The sequence below is a fragment of the Kitasatospora sp. NPDC057198 genome (genome assembly GCF_042670125.1).
Taxonomy (GTDB): domain Bacteria; phylum Actinomycetota; class Actinomycetes; order Streptomycetales; family Streptomycetaceae; genus Kitasatospora.
On record NZ_JBHUWH010000158.1, the window covers coordinates 1 to 15,688 of the forward strand.

Genomic DNA, 15,688 nt, shown 5'->3' on the forward strand with positions numbered 1-15,688 from the left:
CGTGCGCGATCTGGCACAACCGAACCACCGGCCGACCCGTCACCCGCTCCCTGATCGCCTACGACCACTGACCGACTTCGGAACTACTCGTCTAGCCGCAGGGAGTAGGGGCCCGGGGCGGCCGCAGGTTCGGGGACGTGGCCTGCGGCCGCTTCGGGCTGCTGTGCTTCAAAGGCACGCAGCAGCACGGACTTTCCGGTGGGCTCCGGCCGACAGCAGCTCGGACCCGCCGTTCCCCGGGCCCCTGAAGGGGCCGCTGTGCGGCACGGATCGAGGCGTTCCCGGGCCCCTGGCGGGGCGGGTCAGGAGCTGCCTGCGAAGGTACGGCGGTAGGTGAGGGGGGAGACGCCGATCGCGGTGTGCAGGTGTTGGCGGAGTGAGACGGGGTTGGCGAAGCCGACGCGGGTGGCGATCTGTTCGACGGTGAGGTCGGTGGCCTCCAGCAGGTGGCGGGCCAGGGCGATGCGCTGCTGGGTGAGCCAGCGGCCGGGGCTCTGGCCGGTCTCCTCCTGGAAGCGGCGGGCGAAGGTGCGGGTGCTCATGGCGGCGTGGGCGGCGAGTTCGGCGAGGGTGAGCGGGTGGTGGAGCCGGGCGAGGGCCCAGTCGCGGGTGGGGGCGGTGCCGGTGCTGCCGGGGACGGGGACGGGGCGTTCGATGTACTGGGCCTGGCCGCCGTCGCGCCAGGGCGGGACGACGCAGAGCCGGGCGGCCCGGTTGGCGACGGCGCTGCCGTGGTCGCGGCGCAGGACGTGCAGGAAGAGGTCGACGCCCGCGGCGGCGCCGGCCGAGGTGAGCAGGTCGCCGTCGTCGACGAACAGCACGTCGGGGTCGAGCCGGACGCGCGGGAAGAGGGAGCGGAAGTGGTCGGCGAGGGCCCAGTGGGTGGTGGCGGGCCGGTCGTCGAGGAGCCCGGCGGCGGCGAGCAGGTAGGCGCCGGTGCAGATCGAGATCAGCCGGGTGCCGGGCCGGAGCCGGGCGAGCGCAGCGGTGACGGCGGGGTCGGGCGCGGCGGTGGTGGGGACGGGCGCGAACGGCGGGACGACCACGGTGTCGGCCTCGGCGAGGATCTCGGGCCCGTGGTCGGGGACGAGGGTGAAGTCGGCGTCGGTGCGGACGGGCCGGCCGTCGAGAGTGCAGGTGGAGACCCGGTAGAGGCCGTCGGTGCTGCCGAACACCCGCCTGGGGATGCCCAGTTCGAACGGGTACACGCCGTCCGGGGCGAGCACGGCGACCCGGTGCGGGGCGGCCGCGTGGGTGGCCGTGGGGCCGGGCTCGGGCCGGGAGGCGGACGGCGGGGCGCACAGCGGGTCGGTCGGCGGGGTGGTCGGCGGAGCGGTGGCCATGGCGGACCTCCTGGCAGGATCCCATCGGACGGTGACCATCTTGCCACTCGCGGCGGCCCGGCCGCTCCCCGCAGGCTGGGGGCATGACGATCGACACGACGAACCAGCCGCCCACGATGCGCGCGATCAGCCAGGACGTCCTCGGCGGCCCCGAGGTGCTGCGGGTGGTGGAGCGCCCCCGCCCGCAGCCGGGCCCGAGCGAGGTGCTGGTCCGGGTGCGGGCGGCCGGCCTGAACCCGACCGACTGGAAGCACCGGCAGACCGGCGCCTTCCTCGGCCGGCCCCCGTTCGTACTGGGCTGGGACGCGGCGGGCACGGTCGAGGCGGTCGGCCTCGGCGTGACCCTGTTCGCGCCGGGCGACGAGGTGTTCGGCATGCTGCCCTACCCGCACGGGGCCGGCTCGCACGCCGAGTACGTGGTCGGCCCGGCCCGCGCCTTCGTCCGCCGCCCCGCCTCGCTGGACGTGGTGCAGGCGGGCGCGCTGCCGCTGGCCGCGCTGACGGCCTGGCAGGCGCTGGTGGACACCGCGCGGGTGCGGGCCGGGGACCGGGTGCTGGTGCACGCCGCGGCCGGCGGGGTCGGGCACCTGGCGGTGCAGATCGCCAAGGCCCGCGGCGCGTACGTGATCGGCACCGCCAGCGCGGGCAAGCACGGGTTCCTGCGCCGGATCGGGGTGGACGAGCCGGTCGACTACCGGGAGGTCGACTTCGCCGAGGCGGTGCGCGACGTCGACGTCGTGCTGGACACCATCGGCGGCGAGTACCAGCTGCGTTCGCTGCGCACGCTGCGCCGGGGCGGGCTGCTGGTGTCGATCCTGCCGTTCCCGGCCGAGGGGCTGGCCGAGGAGGCGGCCCGGCTCGGGGTGCGGACCTCGATGCTGCTGGTGGAGGCCGACCACGCGGGCATGACGGAGGTCGCCGGGCTCGCCGAGCGCGGCCTGCTGCGGGCCGAGATCGCCGGGACGTTCCCGCTGGCCGACGCCGCCAAGGCGCACGAGGTGGGCGACGGCGGGCGGGTGGCGGGCAAGCTGGTGCTGCTGGTGGACTGACCCCCCCGCGGCCCTCGGCCCCCACGGCCCCCGGCCCCCACGGCCCCGGCCCCCCACGGCACCCCCGCCGCGGCGGGCCGGACCTGGGCGGCCCCGGCCCGGCCCCCGTCAGCGCGCGCCGAGCTCCTGGAGGTGCCCCAGCGCCTGGTCGAGCAGGTCGGCGAGGTCGTCCTGCCCGCCGCGGTCGGCCCAGTACAGCGAGGTCTCGGTGAGCGCGGCGGAGATCGCGGCGGCGGTGATCCGCAGTTCGAGGGCGGCGGGGTCCAGGCCGGTCCGTTCGGCGAGCAGGTCGAGCAGCATGCCGCGCGGCTGGCCGGAGCCCTCCAGCATGCGGACCCGGACGGACGGGACGGAGGAGGCCAGCCGCATCCGCTCGTACAGCTCGGTGCGCTCCTGTTCGGCGAGCATCCGCCGGATCAGCCCGACCAGCACCAGGCGGGCGGAGGTCAGGAAGGGCTCGTCCGCCGGGCGGGCCCGGATCGCGTCGGCCATCAGCGGGTCGTACTCGTCGGTGAGCAGCAGGTCCTCCTTGGCCGGGAAGTACCGGAAGAAGGTGGACGGGGAGACCTCCGCCGCGGCCGCGATCTGGTCGACGGTGGTGGCCTCCCAGCCCTGCTCGGCGAAGAGCCGCAGCGCCTCCCGGCGCAGGGCCTGACGGGTCTTCAGCTTCTTGCGCTCGCGCAGCGACAGCGGGGCCGCGGCCAGCTCCTCCAGCGAACCGGGCACACCGGTCGCACCGGTCGCACCGGTCGCACCGGGCGCGTCGGGGGAGGAGTCGGACGGTCGGGGCCGGGCGCTGCGCGGGGTGGTCATGCCGACGATTCTCCGGGATCGCCCGCCGCCGCGGCCACCGGCCGCACCGGACCGCCGGGCGCCGGGGCGGCGGGCACCGGGGCGGGGTCCGGGCCGGGCGCGGCCGCCGGGTCGGTGCCGGGCATCCGGGCCGCGACCAGGACGGCGGAGAGGGCGGAGAGGATCCCGGCGACCAGCATCACCAGCGTCATGCCGTGCAGGTAGGCGCCGTGCGCGGAGGCGGCCAGCGCCGGGTCGCCGAGCCGGGCGGCGACCGCGTCGGCGGCGGTCACCGAGCCGCGGGCCAGCCGCGCGGCCGGGTCGGGCACGCCGCCGGTGTCGAGCCGGTCGCGGTACCCGGCGGCGAGCAGGGCGCCGAAGACGGCGACGCCGACCGCGCCGCCGACCTGGCGGAGCGTCTGGACCAGGCCGGAGCCGACCCCGGCGCGGGCGGGCGGCAGCAGGAGCAGCGCGGAGGCGGTCGCGGTGATCAGCACCAGGCCGAGGCCGGCGCCGAACAGCGGCAGCCACAGCGCCGTCCAGCCGTAGCCGTCGCCGGCCGAGGTGCGGCTGCCGAGCAGCAGGGCGAGGGCGGTCAGTGCCAGTCCGGCGCTGATCACCCCGCGCGGGGCGAAGCGGCGCACCAGCCGTTCGCCGAGCCGGGAGGCGACCAGCAGGCCGCCCATCATCGGCATCAGGCGCAGCCCGCTGCCGAGCGCGTCGGTGCCCAGCACGCTCTGGAAGTAGGCGGGCAGCACGAAGAAGCCGCCGAGCAGGACGACCGAGACCAGGGTGACGGCGACGGCGCACCAGCGGAACACCGGTTCGGCGAGCAGCCGCAGGTCCAGCATCGGGTGCTCCCGGCGGGCGCTGCGCCGCACCAGCCAGGCCAGCGCGAGCAGGGAGCCGGCCAGTGCGCCGAGCACCCGGGCGTCGTCCCAGCCGAGGTCGCCGCCCTCGATGACGCCCCAGGTCAGCGCGGACAGGCCGGTGACGGCGAGGAGCGCGGCGAGCGGGTCGAGCCGGGGCGCGGCCGGGTCGGCGGACTCGGGGAGCAGCAGCAGGCAGGCGACGGTGCCCAGCAGCACCAGCGGCACGTTGACCAGGAAGATCGAGCCCCACCAGTAGTGGCGCAGCAGCAGCCCGCCGACGATCGGGCCGAGCGGGACGCCGATCGCGGTCATGGTGGTCAGCAGGGCGGTGGCGCGGCGCTGTTCGGCGGGCGGGAAGACGGCGGGGACGATCGCCATCGACATCGGCATCACGAACGCGGCGGCCAGGCCCATCACCGTCCGGGCGGCGATCAGTTCGCCGGGGCCGGTGGCGAGCGTGCCGAGCAGCGAGGCCGCGCCGAACAGGGCGAGGCCGAGGACCAGGGTGCGGCGGCGGCCGAAGCGGTCGCCGAGCAGTCCGGCGGGCAGCAGGGCGGCGGCGAACACCACCGAGTAGGCGTCGACGATCCACTGCTGCTGCCCGGTGCCGATCTCCAACTGCCGGGCCAGGTCGGGCAGGGCGACGTTCAGCACGGTGATGTCGAAGCCGATGACGAGCACGCTGAGCGCGACCGCGACCAGGGCGATCCAGCGGCGCGGGTGGGGCGGGGCTTGGGGCAGGGCTTGGGGTGCGGGCATGGCGGACCTCCGAATGGCTGCATCTCTCGAATGACAGTAACTCTCAAAAGAGAGCGACCGTCAAGCGAAGAGCGGCCTGCGGGATCCCCGCCTCTGTTGTTGACGCGTTGTTGATCCCCCGTTCGCCCTCGCAGGGTGCTGAACATGTCACCGTAGGTGGGGAGTTCTCTGATGGGGTGTCAGAAGACCTGTCGGCCGGCGGGAGGTTTGTCGATGGAGTACGGCGCGGCGCGGTTCTGGGGCGGCGTGGTCGGTGTGCTGGCCGCGCTGGCCGTCATAGCCGGGTACCTGGTCGGCGGGGCCCGCCTGGTGTGGGCGGTCTCCGCGGTCGAGGTGCTGGCGGTGATGGCCTGGGTCGGCTACCGCTTCCGGGGGCGGGCCCACCGGCGGACGGCAGGCGAAGGGCCCGACGCGGCGCACTGCGAGCGCTGCCGTCGGGCCCGGGAGCGGCTGGAGACCAAGGCCCAGCCGGTTCGTCGCTGAGCGGGGTTCAGGTGGTGGCGCTGTACGCCACCAGCGAGACCCCCACGTACTGCACGATGAAGGCGCCCAGGGTGAGGGCGTGGAACACCTCGTGGAAGCCGAACCAGCGCGGTGACGGGTCGGGGCGCTTGAGGCCGTAGACCACCCCGCCGATCGTGTAGAGCGCGCCGCCGACGATGATCAGCGTCAGCACGGCCGGGCCGCCCTTGTGCAGGAAGTCCGGCAGGAAGAACACCGCTGCCCAGCCGAGGGCGACGTAGCACGGGGTGTAGAGCCAGCGCGGCGCGCCGACCCAGAACACCCGGAACGCGATCCCGGCCAGCGCGCCGCCCCACACCAGCCACAGCAGCACCTGCTGCCGCGCGCCGTCCAGCAGCAGCATGGTGAACGGGGTGTACGTTCCGGCGATGATCAGGAAGATGTTGGCGTGGTCGAGCCGGCGCAGCACCGCCTCGCCGCGCGGGCCCCAGGTGAAGCGGTGGTAGACCGCGCTCACCCCGAACAGCATCCAGGCGCTCACCGAGTAGACGACGCAGGCGACCCGCGCCGCCGTCGAGTCGGCCAGGCAGATCAACACGATTCCGGCGGCCAGGGCGGCCGGGAACATTCCGGCGTGCAGCCAGCCACGCCACTTGGGCTTCACGAGCTCCAGTGCATCCGCGGTCATGGGCAGCATCTTACGGAACCGTAGGTTACCCGCGCGTAGTTAAGTGGCCACTCTCACTTTTGTCCTCATTGGACAAATGAGGTTGCGTGATCAAGGTCTCTCCCGGGCATGCGTGGGGCACACGGAGACCACGAAACCGGACGCCATGGAGTAAAGATCTCGCCAATAGCGCCGAAGTGATGAAGAAGGGGAGTCCGACCGGGTCTACCGTGTAACCACCCTCAACCCCCGCGAAGCCGTCTCCTGGCCGAGATGGTGTGAAACGGAGCGATCGTGCCGCCTCAGATCTCTGCACTCGCCGAGTCCGCGCCCACCCGCCACCAGCGCCTGGTGGACTGGGTCAACGAGATTGCCGACCTCACCCGGCCGGACCGCGTCGTCTGGTGCGACGGCTCGGAGGAGGAGTACCACCGCCTCGCCGAGCAGCTCGTCGCCCAGGGCACCTTCACCAAGCTCGACGAGACCAAGCGACCCAACTCCTACTACGCGGCCTCCGACCCGTCCGACGTCGCCCGCGTCGAGGACCGCACCTTCATCTGCTCCGAGCGCGAGCAGGACGCCGGCCCGACCAACCACTGGAAGGCCCCTGCCGAGATGCGGGAGGTCTTCCAGGGCGAGGACGGCCTGTTCCGCGGCGCGATGCGCGGCCGCACCATGTACGTGGTGCCGTTCTCGATGGGCCCGGTCGGCTCCCCGCTGGCCGCCTACGGCGTCGAGATCACCGACTCCGCGTACGTCGCCGTCTCGATGCGCGTGATGACCCGGATGGGGCAGGCCGTGCTCGACCAGCTCGGCGAGGACGGCGAGTTCGTCAAGGCCGTGCACACGGTCGGCGCCCCGCTCGCCGAGGGCCAGGACGACGTGCCGTGGCCCTGCAACAGCACCAAGTACATCTCGCACTTCCCGGAGACCCGGGAGATCTGGTCGTACGGCTCCGGCTACGGCGGCAACGCCCTGCTCGGCAAGAAGTGCTACGCGCTGCGGATCGCCTCCACCATGGCCCGCGACGAGGGCTGGCTGGCCGAGCACATGCTGGTCCTCAAGCTCACCCCGCCCTCCGGCGAGGTGAAGTACGTGGCCGCCGCGTTCCCGTCCGCCTGCGGCAAGACCAACCTGGCGATGCTCCAGCCGACGATCCCCGGCTGGAAGGTCGAGACGATCGGCGACGACATCGCCTGGATGCGGTTCGGCGCCGACGGCCGGCTCTACGCGATCAACCCGGAGGCCGGGTTCTTCGGCGTCGCCCCCGGCACCGGCGAGGACACCAACGCCAACGCGATCAAGACCCTGTGGGGCAACACCGTCTTCACCAACGTCGCGCTCACCGACGACGGCGACGTGTGGTGGGAGGGCCTCACCGAGGAGCCGCCCGCGCACCTCACCGACTGGCGCGGCGACGACTGGACGCCCGCGTCCGGCACCCCCGCCGCCCACCCCAACGCGCGGTTCGCCGTCCCCGCCGCGCAGTGCCCGACCATCGCCCCCGAGTGGGAGGACCAGGCCGGCGTCCCGATCTCGGCGATCCTGTTCGGCGGCCGCCGGGCCACCGCCGTCCCGCTGGTCACCGAGTCCTTCGACTGGCAGCACGGCGTCTTCCTCGGCGCCAACATCGCCTCCGAGAAGACCGCCGCCGCCGAGGGCACCGTCGGCGAGCTGCGCCGCGACCCGTTCGCCATGCTGCCGTTCTGCGGCTACAACATGGGCGACTACTTCGCGCACTGGCTGAAGGTCGGCGCCGACGCGGACGCCGCCAAGCTGCCGAAGATCTACTACGTCAACTGGTTCCGGAAGAACGCCGACGGCCAGTTCGTGTGGCCCGGCTACGGCGAGAACAGCCGCGTCCTGAAGTGGATCGTCGAGCGGCTGGAGGGCACCGCGGCGGGCGTCGAGACGCCGATCGGCGTGCTGCCCGAGGTCGACGGCTTCGACCTGGCCGGGCTGGAGCTCTCCGACGCCGACCGCGAGCTGCTGTTCACCGTCGACAGGGAGATCTGGAAGCAGGAGGCCGCGCTCGTCCCGGCCCACCTGGAGCTGTTCGGCACCCACACGCCGAGCGAGCTGTGGGACGAGTACCGGGCGCTGGTCAAGCGCCTGGGCGACTGACCCGGCAGGCGGCGAAACGTTCGCCCCGCGTCCCGGAAGGGGCGCGGGGCGTCGTCGTTCCCGGGGCCGCTACGGCTGCGCGTAGCCGGCCAGGAAGTCGCCGATCCGGGTGACCGCGTCCGTGATGTCCTCCGGCCGGGGCAGGGTGACCAGCCGGAAGTGGTCCGGGTCGGGCCAGTTGAAGCCGGTGCCCTGGACGATCAGGATCCGCTGCGAGCGCAGCAGGTCCAGCACCATCTGCGCGTCGTCCTTGATCTTGTAGACCTGCGGGTCCAGCCGCGGGAAGGCGTACAGCGCGCCCTTCGGCTTCACGCAGGAGACGCCGGGGATCTCGTTCAGCAGCTTGTATGCGGCGTCCCGGGAGGCGAGCAGCCGGCCGCCGGGCAGGATGAGGTCCCGGATGGACTGCCGGCCGCCGAGCGCCGCGGCCACCGCGTGCTGGGCGGGCATGTTGGCGCACAGCCGCATCGAGGCGAGCACGTTCAGGCCCTCGATGTAGGAGCGGGCCCGGTGCCGGTCGCCGGAGAGCACCATCCAGCCGGAGCGGAAGCCCGCCACCCGGTACGACTTGGACATGCCGTTGAAGGTGACGCAGAACAGGTCCGGCGCCAGGGTGGCCAGCGGGGTGTGCTCCACGCCGTCGTAGAGGATCTTGTCGTAGATCTCGTCCGCGTAGACCACCAGCCGGTGCCGGCGGGCGAGTTCGGCGATCCCCTCCAGCAGCTCGCGCGGGTACACCGCGCCGGTGGGGTTGTTCGGGTTGATCACCACGATCGCCCGGGTGCGGTCGGTGATCTTCGCGGCGATGTCGGCCAGGTCCGGGTACCACTCGGCCTGCTCGTCGCAGCGGTAATGCACCGCGGTGCCGCCGGCCAGCGACACCGAGGCCGTCCACAGCGGGTAGTCGGGCGCCGGGACGAGCACCTCGTCGCCGTCGTCGAGCAGCGCGGTCATGGCGAGCTGGATCAGCTCGGAGACGCCGTTGCCCAGGTAGACGTCCTCGACCGACAGCCCGTGCAGGCCGCGCTCCTCGTAGTGCATGACCACGGCGCGCCGGGCCGACAGCAGGCCCTTCGAATCGCCGTAGCCGTGCGCGGAGTTGAGGTTGCGGAGGATGTCCTGGAGGATCTCGGGCGGGGCCTCGAAGCCGAACGCGGCGGGGTTGCCGGTGTTCAGCTTCAGGATGCGGTGGCCCTGCTCCTCCAGCCGCATCGCCTCGTCGAGTACCGGACCGCGGATGTCGTAGCAGACATTGGCGAGCTTGCTGGACTGGATGACCTGCATACCCGCCTACTTTACGGCCGCGTAACGCCGATCACCGAGTGCTGTTCGCCACCTGGACACGGACGGGCGAACCGCCCCGGGCGGTAGGGTCGCGGCGGACCGGCAGTGTCGGACCGACAGCGGAGGACCGACCGGGGGAGGGCCGGATGTTCGGGGCAGTGCTCGGAGCCCTGCTCGGACTGCTCGCGGGCGCGCCGCTGCGGGCGGCGGTGACGCGCTTCGCGGTGCCGTCCGGCGAACCGCCGCGCGCCTGCCTGCCCACCCCGCTCGGCCGGTGCGTCCGGCACGGCGAGCTGCTCGGCCCGCCGCCGCTGGCCGTCGAGGCGGCCGCCGCGGCGCTCGGCGCGGCCCTGGGCGCCTGGGCGCCCGCCCGCTGGCTGCCGGTCCTGGTGTGGCTGGCCCTGTTCGGCACCGTGCTGGGCTTCGTGGACGCCGCGGTGAAGCGGCTGCCGGACGCGCTGACCCTGCCGCTGTTCCTGGGCACCGCCGTGCTGGTGCCGCTCACCGACCACGACCCGGCGGTGTGGCGGCGCTGCGCGCTGGCGGCCGGCGGCCTCGGACTGCTCTACCTGCTGCTGGCGCTGCTGGGCCCGATGGGCCTGGGCGACGTCAAACTGGCGCCCAGCCTGGGCGCCGTCCTGGGCCTGGCGAGCTGGCGGGCGGTGTACGCGGGCCTCCTCTACACCTGGGTGCTCGCCGCGCTGTGGGCGGTGGCGCTGCTGGTGCTGCGCCGGGCCGGGCGGCGCAGCGAGCTGGCGTTCGGCCCGGCGATGCTGCTGGGCACCCTGGCGGCGGTGCTGGCGGCGGCCGGAAGCTGACCGACGGGGCGTCAATTCCCTTGCGAGGAAAGGCGGGTGGCCCCACCATCGGGCCATGGCATCGGATTGGCAGTACCAGTCGCCGGGGAGTCCGGCGGCCCGTCCCGGTCCTGACCGGGTCCGCATCAACGCCCTGCTGATGCTCGTGTCGGCGGTGCTGGCCGTGGGGGCGCTCGCGCTGCCCTGGGTCGGCCGGGGCGGGCAGACCATCTCGGCCTTCGAGTTCATCGACCACGCCGACGACGTCGGGGACGGCCCGATCGACCACGCGGTGACCGCCATGCAGGTGGTGCAGTGGAGCGGCATCGCGCTGGCCGTGCTGTCGGTGCTGTGGCTGTTCGCGCCGGGCGTCCGGCTGGCCGGGACGGCGCTGCTGCCGGCCCTCGTCCTGTTCGGCGCCGCCGCGGTGGCCCTGGAGGAGCTGTACCGGGCGCTGGACGACGCGGGCCGGTACGCCCCGTCGCTGAGCCCCGGCGGGTACCTCACGGTGGTGGCCGCGCTGGTGGCGCTGGCGGCCGCCGCCCGCGGCCCGGGGCTGCAGCGCCCGGCCGGCTGACCGGGCCGACCAGCTGACCGGGCCGTCCGACCGGGCGGGACACGGCCGGACGGGACACGGCCGGGCCGGCCGGGCCGGAAATGGGCGGGGCCCGCCGTACCCCAGCGGTACGGCGGGCCCCTGTGCGTGCACCTACCCCACCCTCAAGGAGCGGTGCACTGGCTCTGGTGCTACTGCATGTTGTGCGCGAAGGCGCCGACGTTGTTGGAGAAGTCGTTGCCGTTGTTGGCGTCCCAGTTGGTCGACCAGGTCATCGCGCCGCGGATGGTCGGCCACTTGGCCGGCGGGACGAAGCTGCCGCAGTGGTTGCCGGTGGCCAGGCAGTCCAGCGCGTTGTTCACCACGGTGGAGTTGACGTAGCCGCCGCCCGCCGCCTTGGTGGAGGCCGGGACGCCGATGCCGACCTGGTCCGGACGCAGACCGCCCTGGATGTGGGTGCAGACCTGCGCGGTGATGAAGTCGATGGTGCCCTGGGTGTACACCTTGCCGTCGCAGCCGTTCATGCCGCCCGAGTTGTAGAACTGGGTGTTGACGACGGTCAGGATGTCCTTGGTGGCGAGCGCCAGCTGGAAGTACGCACCGGCGGTGGAGTACATGCCGATGGTCTCGGGCGCCATGGTCAGGATGAAGTTCGGGCCGACCTTGGCCGCCAGGGTGTGCAGCGCCTGCGCCATGTAGGTGGAGTTGACGCCGTTCTCCAGGTCGACGTCGATGCCGTCGAAGCCGTACTGCTGGATCAGCTTGTAGGCCGAGTCGGAGAACGCGGTGGCGGCGGCGGAGCTGCCGACCGAGATGGCGCCGTTCTGGCCGCCGATGGAGAGGACGACCTTCTTGCCGGCCGCGTGCTTGGCGGCGATGTCGGCCTTGAAGTCGGCGTCGGTGTAGCCGCCGAGCTTGGTGGCCAGCGCCGGGTCCAGGGTGAAGGAGATCGCGCCCTGGGTGGTGGTCGCGTCGGCGAAGGAGACCGCGATGATGTCGTACGCGGACTGCACGTCGCGCAGCTTCTGCACGGTCGAGCCGTTGTCGAAGTTCTGCCAGTAGCCGGTCAGGACGTGCTTCGGCAGGGTGCTGTTCGACGGCGGGTTGCCGGTGCTCGACGAGGCGGACGGCGACGGCGAGGAGGACGCCGAGGCGGAGGCCGACGGGGAGGCGCTCCGCGAGGGGGAGGCCGACGCGGACGGCGAGGCGCTCCTGGACGGCGAGGCGGAGGCCGACGGCGAGGCCGGAGTGGCGGACGGGGTCGGGGAGGCGGTGCCGCCCGGCCCGATCAGCTGGATGTCGTCCGCGTAGTAGGTGGGCTGGCCGTACCACCCGTGCACGTACAGGGTGACGCTGGTGGTGTTGGCGCCGGTGGTGAAGCTGGTGTTCAGCTGGTTCCAGGCGCTCTGCGCCGACCAGGTGGACGGGTCGGTGCCGCCGGTGCCGCGGGCGCCCAGGTAGACGTACTGGCCCTGGACCCAGCCGTTCAGCGTGTAGGACGTGTTGGGGAGGACGGAGACGGTCTGGGTGCACTCGGCGGTGTCGCCCGCGCCGGGGGTGGCGGCCAGCGCGCCGGTGCCCGAGTGCACGGGGGTGGAGACCGCGGCGGTGCTGCCGACGCAGGACCAGCCGGCCAGGCCGGAGTCGAAGCCGCCGTTGTTGACCAGGTTGCCGACGGCGGCGTTCGCGCCGCCCGCGGTCAGCGCGAGGCCGGTGCCGGCCAGGGCGATCGCGGTGGCGGTGGCGAGGACCGCGGGCATCTTGTTGCGGCGCCGGTGGGACGGCTGCTGCAGGGTACGGGCCATGACAGGCTCCAGTGCAGGGGAGTGGGGGTACGGGGTGTGGGGAGGCACGCTGGGGAGGTCGGAGGAGAGCCGCCGCGGTGGGGGTCGCGGCGGCTCCGCGTGGGGGAGGGTCCGCTGTGGTGCTGACCACACGCTGGACTAGACCAATGGCGAGCGTCAAGACCCGGAATCCGGTTTAGGGGCGGTTTAAGGATTCGGATACCGTTCCGTAGCTTGTCCCGTGCGCGCACCGTGACAAGACCGGTACCTGCGGTTTTGCTGCCGGTAAACCCGGGCGGAGTAGGCTGCCGCAGGGATTTCGCACCCGGAGCAACCAGTACGGAGAGGCCGTTCACGATGGGTCTGCGCGATGTGGTGGAACGGACGCCGGGGCTGCGCACCCTGCTGGACCGGGCGTACCGGCTCTACGGCCGCCGGGTCGAGGTGCACCTGGCGAACACCCCGCACCACATCGGCGTGATCCTGGACGGCAACCGGCGCTGGGCCAAGGCCACCGGCGGCACCACCGCCTACGGGCACCAGCGCGGCGCCGACAAGATCAGCGAGTTCCTGGGCTGGTGCGAGGAGACCGAGGTCCGGGTGGTCACCCTGTGGATGCTCTCCACCGACAACCTGGCCCGTCCCGCCGGGGAGCTCGTCCCGCTGCTCGGCATCATCGAGGACACCGTCCAGGGCCTGGCCGGGGCCGGCCGCTGGAAGGTCCACCCGGTAGGCGCCCTCGACCTGCTGCCCGCCCGCACCGCCGGGGTGCTCAAGCAGGCCGCCCAGGAGACCGAGCACGTCGACGGGCTGACCGTCAACGTGGCGATCGGCTACGGCGGCCGCCAGGAGATCGCCGACGCCGTCCGCTCGCTGCTCCAGGAGCACGCCGGCCGCGGCACCTCGATCGAGGAGCTCGCCGAGGTCCTGGACGTCGAGCACATCGCCGAGCACCTCTACACCAAGGGGCAGCCCGACCCGGACCTGGTGATCCGCACCTCCGGCGAGCAGCGGCTGTCCGGTTTCCTGCTCTGGCAGTCCGCGCACAGCGAGTTCTACTTCTGCGAGGCGTACTGGCCGGCCTTCCGGAAGGTCGACTTCCTCCGGGCGCTGCGCGACTACCAGCTGCGCAACCGGCGGATGGGGCGCTGACCGCGGGCCGGGGGCGCTGACCGCGGGTCAGGTCCACCTACCCCCGGGACGGGTGGGAAAACGTTCACCCGTGGTGATCCCGCCGTTCGCTCCGGCGCGAATGCGGGGCCCCTCGCCTGGGAACACTCCCTTCAGACCGTCCCCCCGGCCAGCGGGGCCGCGGGGACCGGTGGGCCGCGGGTGACGTCGGGTCACCCGCTCTGGAGGGCTAGTGGTCAGTTCCAAGAGCCGCCGGACACCTGACCGGCGCACGTACGTCCTCGACACCAGCGTGCTCCTGGCCGACCCCCTCGCGATGACGCGATTCGAGGAGCACGAGGTGGTCCTCCCGGTCGTCGTGGTGACGGAGTTGGAGGCCAAGCGGCACCACCCGGAGCTGGGCTACTTCGCCCGTCAGGCGCTGCGGATGCTCGACGACTACCGGGTCCGGCACGGGCGGCTGGACGAACCGATCCCGGTCGGCGAGCTCGGCGGCACCATCCGGGTCGAGCTGAACCACTCGGACACCTCGATCCTCCCGGCCGGCTACCGGGTCGGCGGCGGCGAGGCGGACACCCGGATCCTCGCGGTGGCCCGCAACCTGCAGGCCGAGGGCTACGACGTCACCGTCGTCTCCAAGGACCTGCCGCTGCGGATCAAGGCGAGCTCGGTCGGCCTGCTGGCCGAGGAGTACCGGGCCGAGCTGGCGATCACCTCCGGCTGGACGGGCATGACCGAACTGCACGTCCCCGCCGACCAGGTGGACCAGCTGTTCGCCGGCCAGGAGCACGCCCTGCAGGTCGAGGGCGCCGAGCAGCTCCCCGTGCACACCGGCCTGGTGCTGCACTCCGAGCGCGGCCGGGCGCTGGGCCGGGTGGCCCCCGACGGCCGGGTGCAGCTGGTGCGCGGCGACCGCGAGGCGTTCGGCCTGCGCGGCCGCAGCGCCGAGCAGCGGGTCGCCCTCGACCTGCTGCTCGACCCGGAGATCGGCATCATCTCGATGGGCGGCCGGGCCGGCACCGGCAAGTCCGCGCTCGCCCTGTGCGCCGGGCTCGAAGCCGTCCTGGAGCGCCGCCAGCACCGCAAGGTGATGGTGTTCCGCCCGCTGTACGCGGTCGGCGGCCAGGAGCTCGGCTACCTGCCCGGCAGCGAGGCCGAGAAGATGGGCCCCTGGGCGCAGGCGGTCTTCGACACCCTCTCCGCCGTCACCACGCCGGACGTGATCGAGGAGGTCATCTCCCGCGGCATGCTGGAGGTGCTGCCGCTCACCCACATCCGCGGCCGCTCGCTGCACGACGCCTTCGTGATCGTGGACGAGGCCCAGTCGCTGGAGCGCAACGTGCTGCTCACGGTGCTCTCCCGGATCGGCCAGAACTCCCGGGTGGTGCTCACCCACGACGTCGCCCAGCGGGACAACCTGCGGGTCGGCCGGTACGACGGAGTGGTGGCCGTGGTCGAGAAGCTGAAGGGCCACCCGCTGTTCGCCCACATCACGCTCACGCGTTCGGAGCGCTCCCCGATCGCCGCACTGGTGACCGAGATGCTGGAGGACATCCAGCCCTAGGCATAACGGGACACAACGGGGCAAAGGGGCCTGGCGCATAGCGTCAGGCCCCTTCGCTGTCAGTCGAACTGACGTCGCCTCGACGGCCCGCCGGCCAAAGCCGCAGGTCGAAAAGTTTGTGAGATCCGCCACGGCACAGGGAATTGCGTAGACATACCCGCGTGCGGCATGGTGAGGGTTCTGTCAGGCCCCGCGTACGGCAATGCACGCCCGGCAACTCCGGTCGGCGGGCGCACAACTGAACACCGCAGAGCCGTGCGCCGCTCGATCCAGTCGCAGTCCGGGACACCCGTCCGGGAGGCGGTTGAGCCAGCGCCTCCCGTGACCAGCGTTCGACGGAGGCCAGTGCCAGGGGCAGATACGCGCCCGTACGGTCACAGGACGGGCGACGCTGGAAGGAAACCATGTGACTCGGATCTCGGTCCGGGGAGTCGCTGTCGTCTCCGCCACCGCGGTGACCGCCGTCGGTGCCGTCGTGGGCGCTGCCTCCGGCAGAGGTGGCCA

Annotated in this window: 13 protein-coding genes; 7 read left to right on the top strand and 6 right to left on the bottom strand. The window is 73.0% G+C overall.

The genetic code is table 11. The annotated features are described in order from the left end of the window. Window positions 1–302 precede the first annotated feature (302 nt). Window positions 303–1,343 (bottom strand): GlxA family transcriptional regulator, encoded by a 1,041-nt coding sequence (locus ACFUEL_RS19180; protein WP_380237536.1) that lies wholly within the window; start codon window positions 1,341–1,343, stop codon window positions 303–305. 83 nt (window positions 1,344–1,426) lie between these two features. Between ACFUEL_RS19180 and ACFUEL_RS19185 the strand changes: the two genes are divergently transcribed. Then, the gene (locus ACFUEL_RS19185) at window positions 1,427–2,392 is read left to right on the top strand and encodes an NADP-dependent oxidoreductase (RefSeq protein WP_380237537.1); all 966 of its coding nucleotides are present in this window, start codon (window positions 1,427–1,429) and stop codon (window positions 2,390–2,392) included. Window positions 2,393–2,500: 108 nt separating this feature from the next. Here ACFUEL_RS19185 and ACFUEL_RS19190 read toward each other — a convergent pair whose 3' ends face one another. Further along, window positions 2,501–3,205 carry a TetR family transcriptional regulator gene (locus ACFUEL_RS19190; protein WP_380237538.1) on the bottom strand — a complete coding sequence of 235 codons (705 nt, stop codon included), beginning with the start codon at window positions 3,203–3,205 and terminating at the stop codon, window positions 2,501–2,503. Beyond that, the gene (locus tag ACFUEL_RS19195; protein ID WP_380237539.1) at window positions 3,202–4,815 is read right to left on the bottom strand and encodes an MFS transporter; all 1,614 of its coding nucleotides are present in this window, start codon (window positions 4,813–4,815) and stop codon (window positions 3,202–3,204) included. The genes ACFUEL_RS19190 and ACFUEL_RS19195 overlap by 4 nt, the downstream gene beginning before the upstream one ends. Window positions 4,816–5,028: 213 nt before the next feature. Between ACFUEL_RS19195 and ACFUEL_RS19200 the strand changes: the two genes are divergently transcribed. Next, window positions 5,029–5,298: a hypothetical protein gene (locus tag ACFUEL_RS19200; protein ID WP_380237540.1), complete on the top strand. Its 270-nt coding sequence runs from the start codon at window positions 5,029–5,031 to the stop codon at window positions 5,296–5,298. Between the two features lie 7 nt (window positions 5,299–5,305). On the opposite strand, the gene ACFUEL_RS19205 is transcribed toward ACFUEL_RS19200, so the two are convergent. Continuing rightward, window positions 5,306–5,974, bottom strand: a complete 669-nt coding sequence (locus ACFUEL_RS19205) for a hemolysin III family protein (RefSeq protein ID WP_380237542.1) — start codon at window positions 5,972–5,974, stop codon at window positions 5,306–5,308. Between the two features lie 264 nt (window positions 5,975–6,238). On the opposite strand from ACFUEL_RS19205, the gene ACFUEL_RS19210 reads away from it, so the two are divergent. Next, window positions 6,239–8,068 carry a phosphoenolpyruvate carboxykinase (GTP) gene (locus tag ACFUEL_RS19210; RefSeq protein ID WP_380237543.1) on the top strand — a complete coding sequence of 610 codons (1,830 nt, stop codon included), beginning with the start codon at window positions 6,239–6,241 and terminating at the stop codon, window positions 8,066–8,068. Between the two features lie 69 nt (window positions 8,069–8,137). Here ACFUEL_RS19210 and ACFUEL_RS19215 read toward each other — a convergent pair whose 3' ends face one another. Next, window positions 8,138–9,352 carry a pyridoxal phosphate-dependent aminotransferase gene (locus ACFUEL_RS19215; protein ID WP_380237544.1) on the bottom strand — a complete coding sequence of 405 codons (1,215 nt, stop codon included), beginning with the start codon at window positions 9,350–9,352 and terminating at the stop codon, window positions 8,138–8,140. A gap of 146 nt (window positions 9,353–9,498) precedes the next feature. Here ACFUEL_RS19215 and ACFUEL_RS19220 point away from each other — a divergent pair, with 146 nt between their 5' ends. Both ACFUEL_RS19220 and ACFUEL_RS19225 read left to right on the top strand, forming a co-directional pair. Continuing rightward, window positions 9,499–10,170 (top strand): prepilin peptidase, encoded by a 672-nt coding sequence (locus tag ACFUEL_RS19220; RefSeq protein ID WP_380237545.1) that lies wholly within the window; start codon window positions 9,499–9,501, stop codon window positions 10,168–10,170. A gap of 55 nt (window positions 10,171–10,225) precedes the next feature. Beyond that, window positions 10,226–10,726, top strand: coding sequence for a hypothetical protein (locus tag ACFUEL_RS19225; protein WP_380237546.1), 501 nt, complete (start codon window positions 10,226–10,228; stop codon window positions 10,724–10,726). 170 nt (window positions 10,727–10,896) lie between these two features. Here ACFUEL_RS19225 and ACFUEL_RS19230 read toward each other — a convergent pair whose 3' ends face one another. After that, on the bottom strand, window positions 10,897–12,510 hold the full coding sequence (locus tag ACFUEL_RS19230) for a chitinase (protein ID WP_380237547.1): 1,614 nt from the start codon (window positions 12,508–12,510) through the stop codon (window positions 10,897–10,899). 336 nt (window positions 12,511–12,846) lie between these two features. Between ACFUEL_RS19230 and ACFUEL_RS19235 the strand changes: the two genes are divergently transcribed. Together ACFUEL_RS19235 and ACFUEL_RS19240 are read left to right on the top strand one after the other, a co-directional pair. Further along, entirely contained in the window at window positions 12,847–13,641 is a 795-nt protein-coding gene (locus ACFUEL_RS19235) for an isoprenyl transferase (protein WP_380237548.1), read from the top strand. Between the two features lie 211 nt (window positions 13,642–13,852). Next, window positions 13,853–15,184 carry a PhoH family protein gene (locus ACFUEL_RS19240; RefSeq protein ID WP_380237549.1) on the top strand — a complete coding sequence of 444 codons (1,332 nt, stop codon included), beginning with the start codon at window positions 13,853–13,855 and terminating at the stop codon, window positions 15,182–15,184. Window positions 15,185–15,688 lie beyond the last annotated feature (504 nt).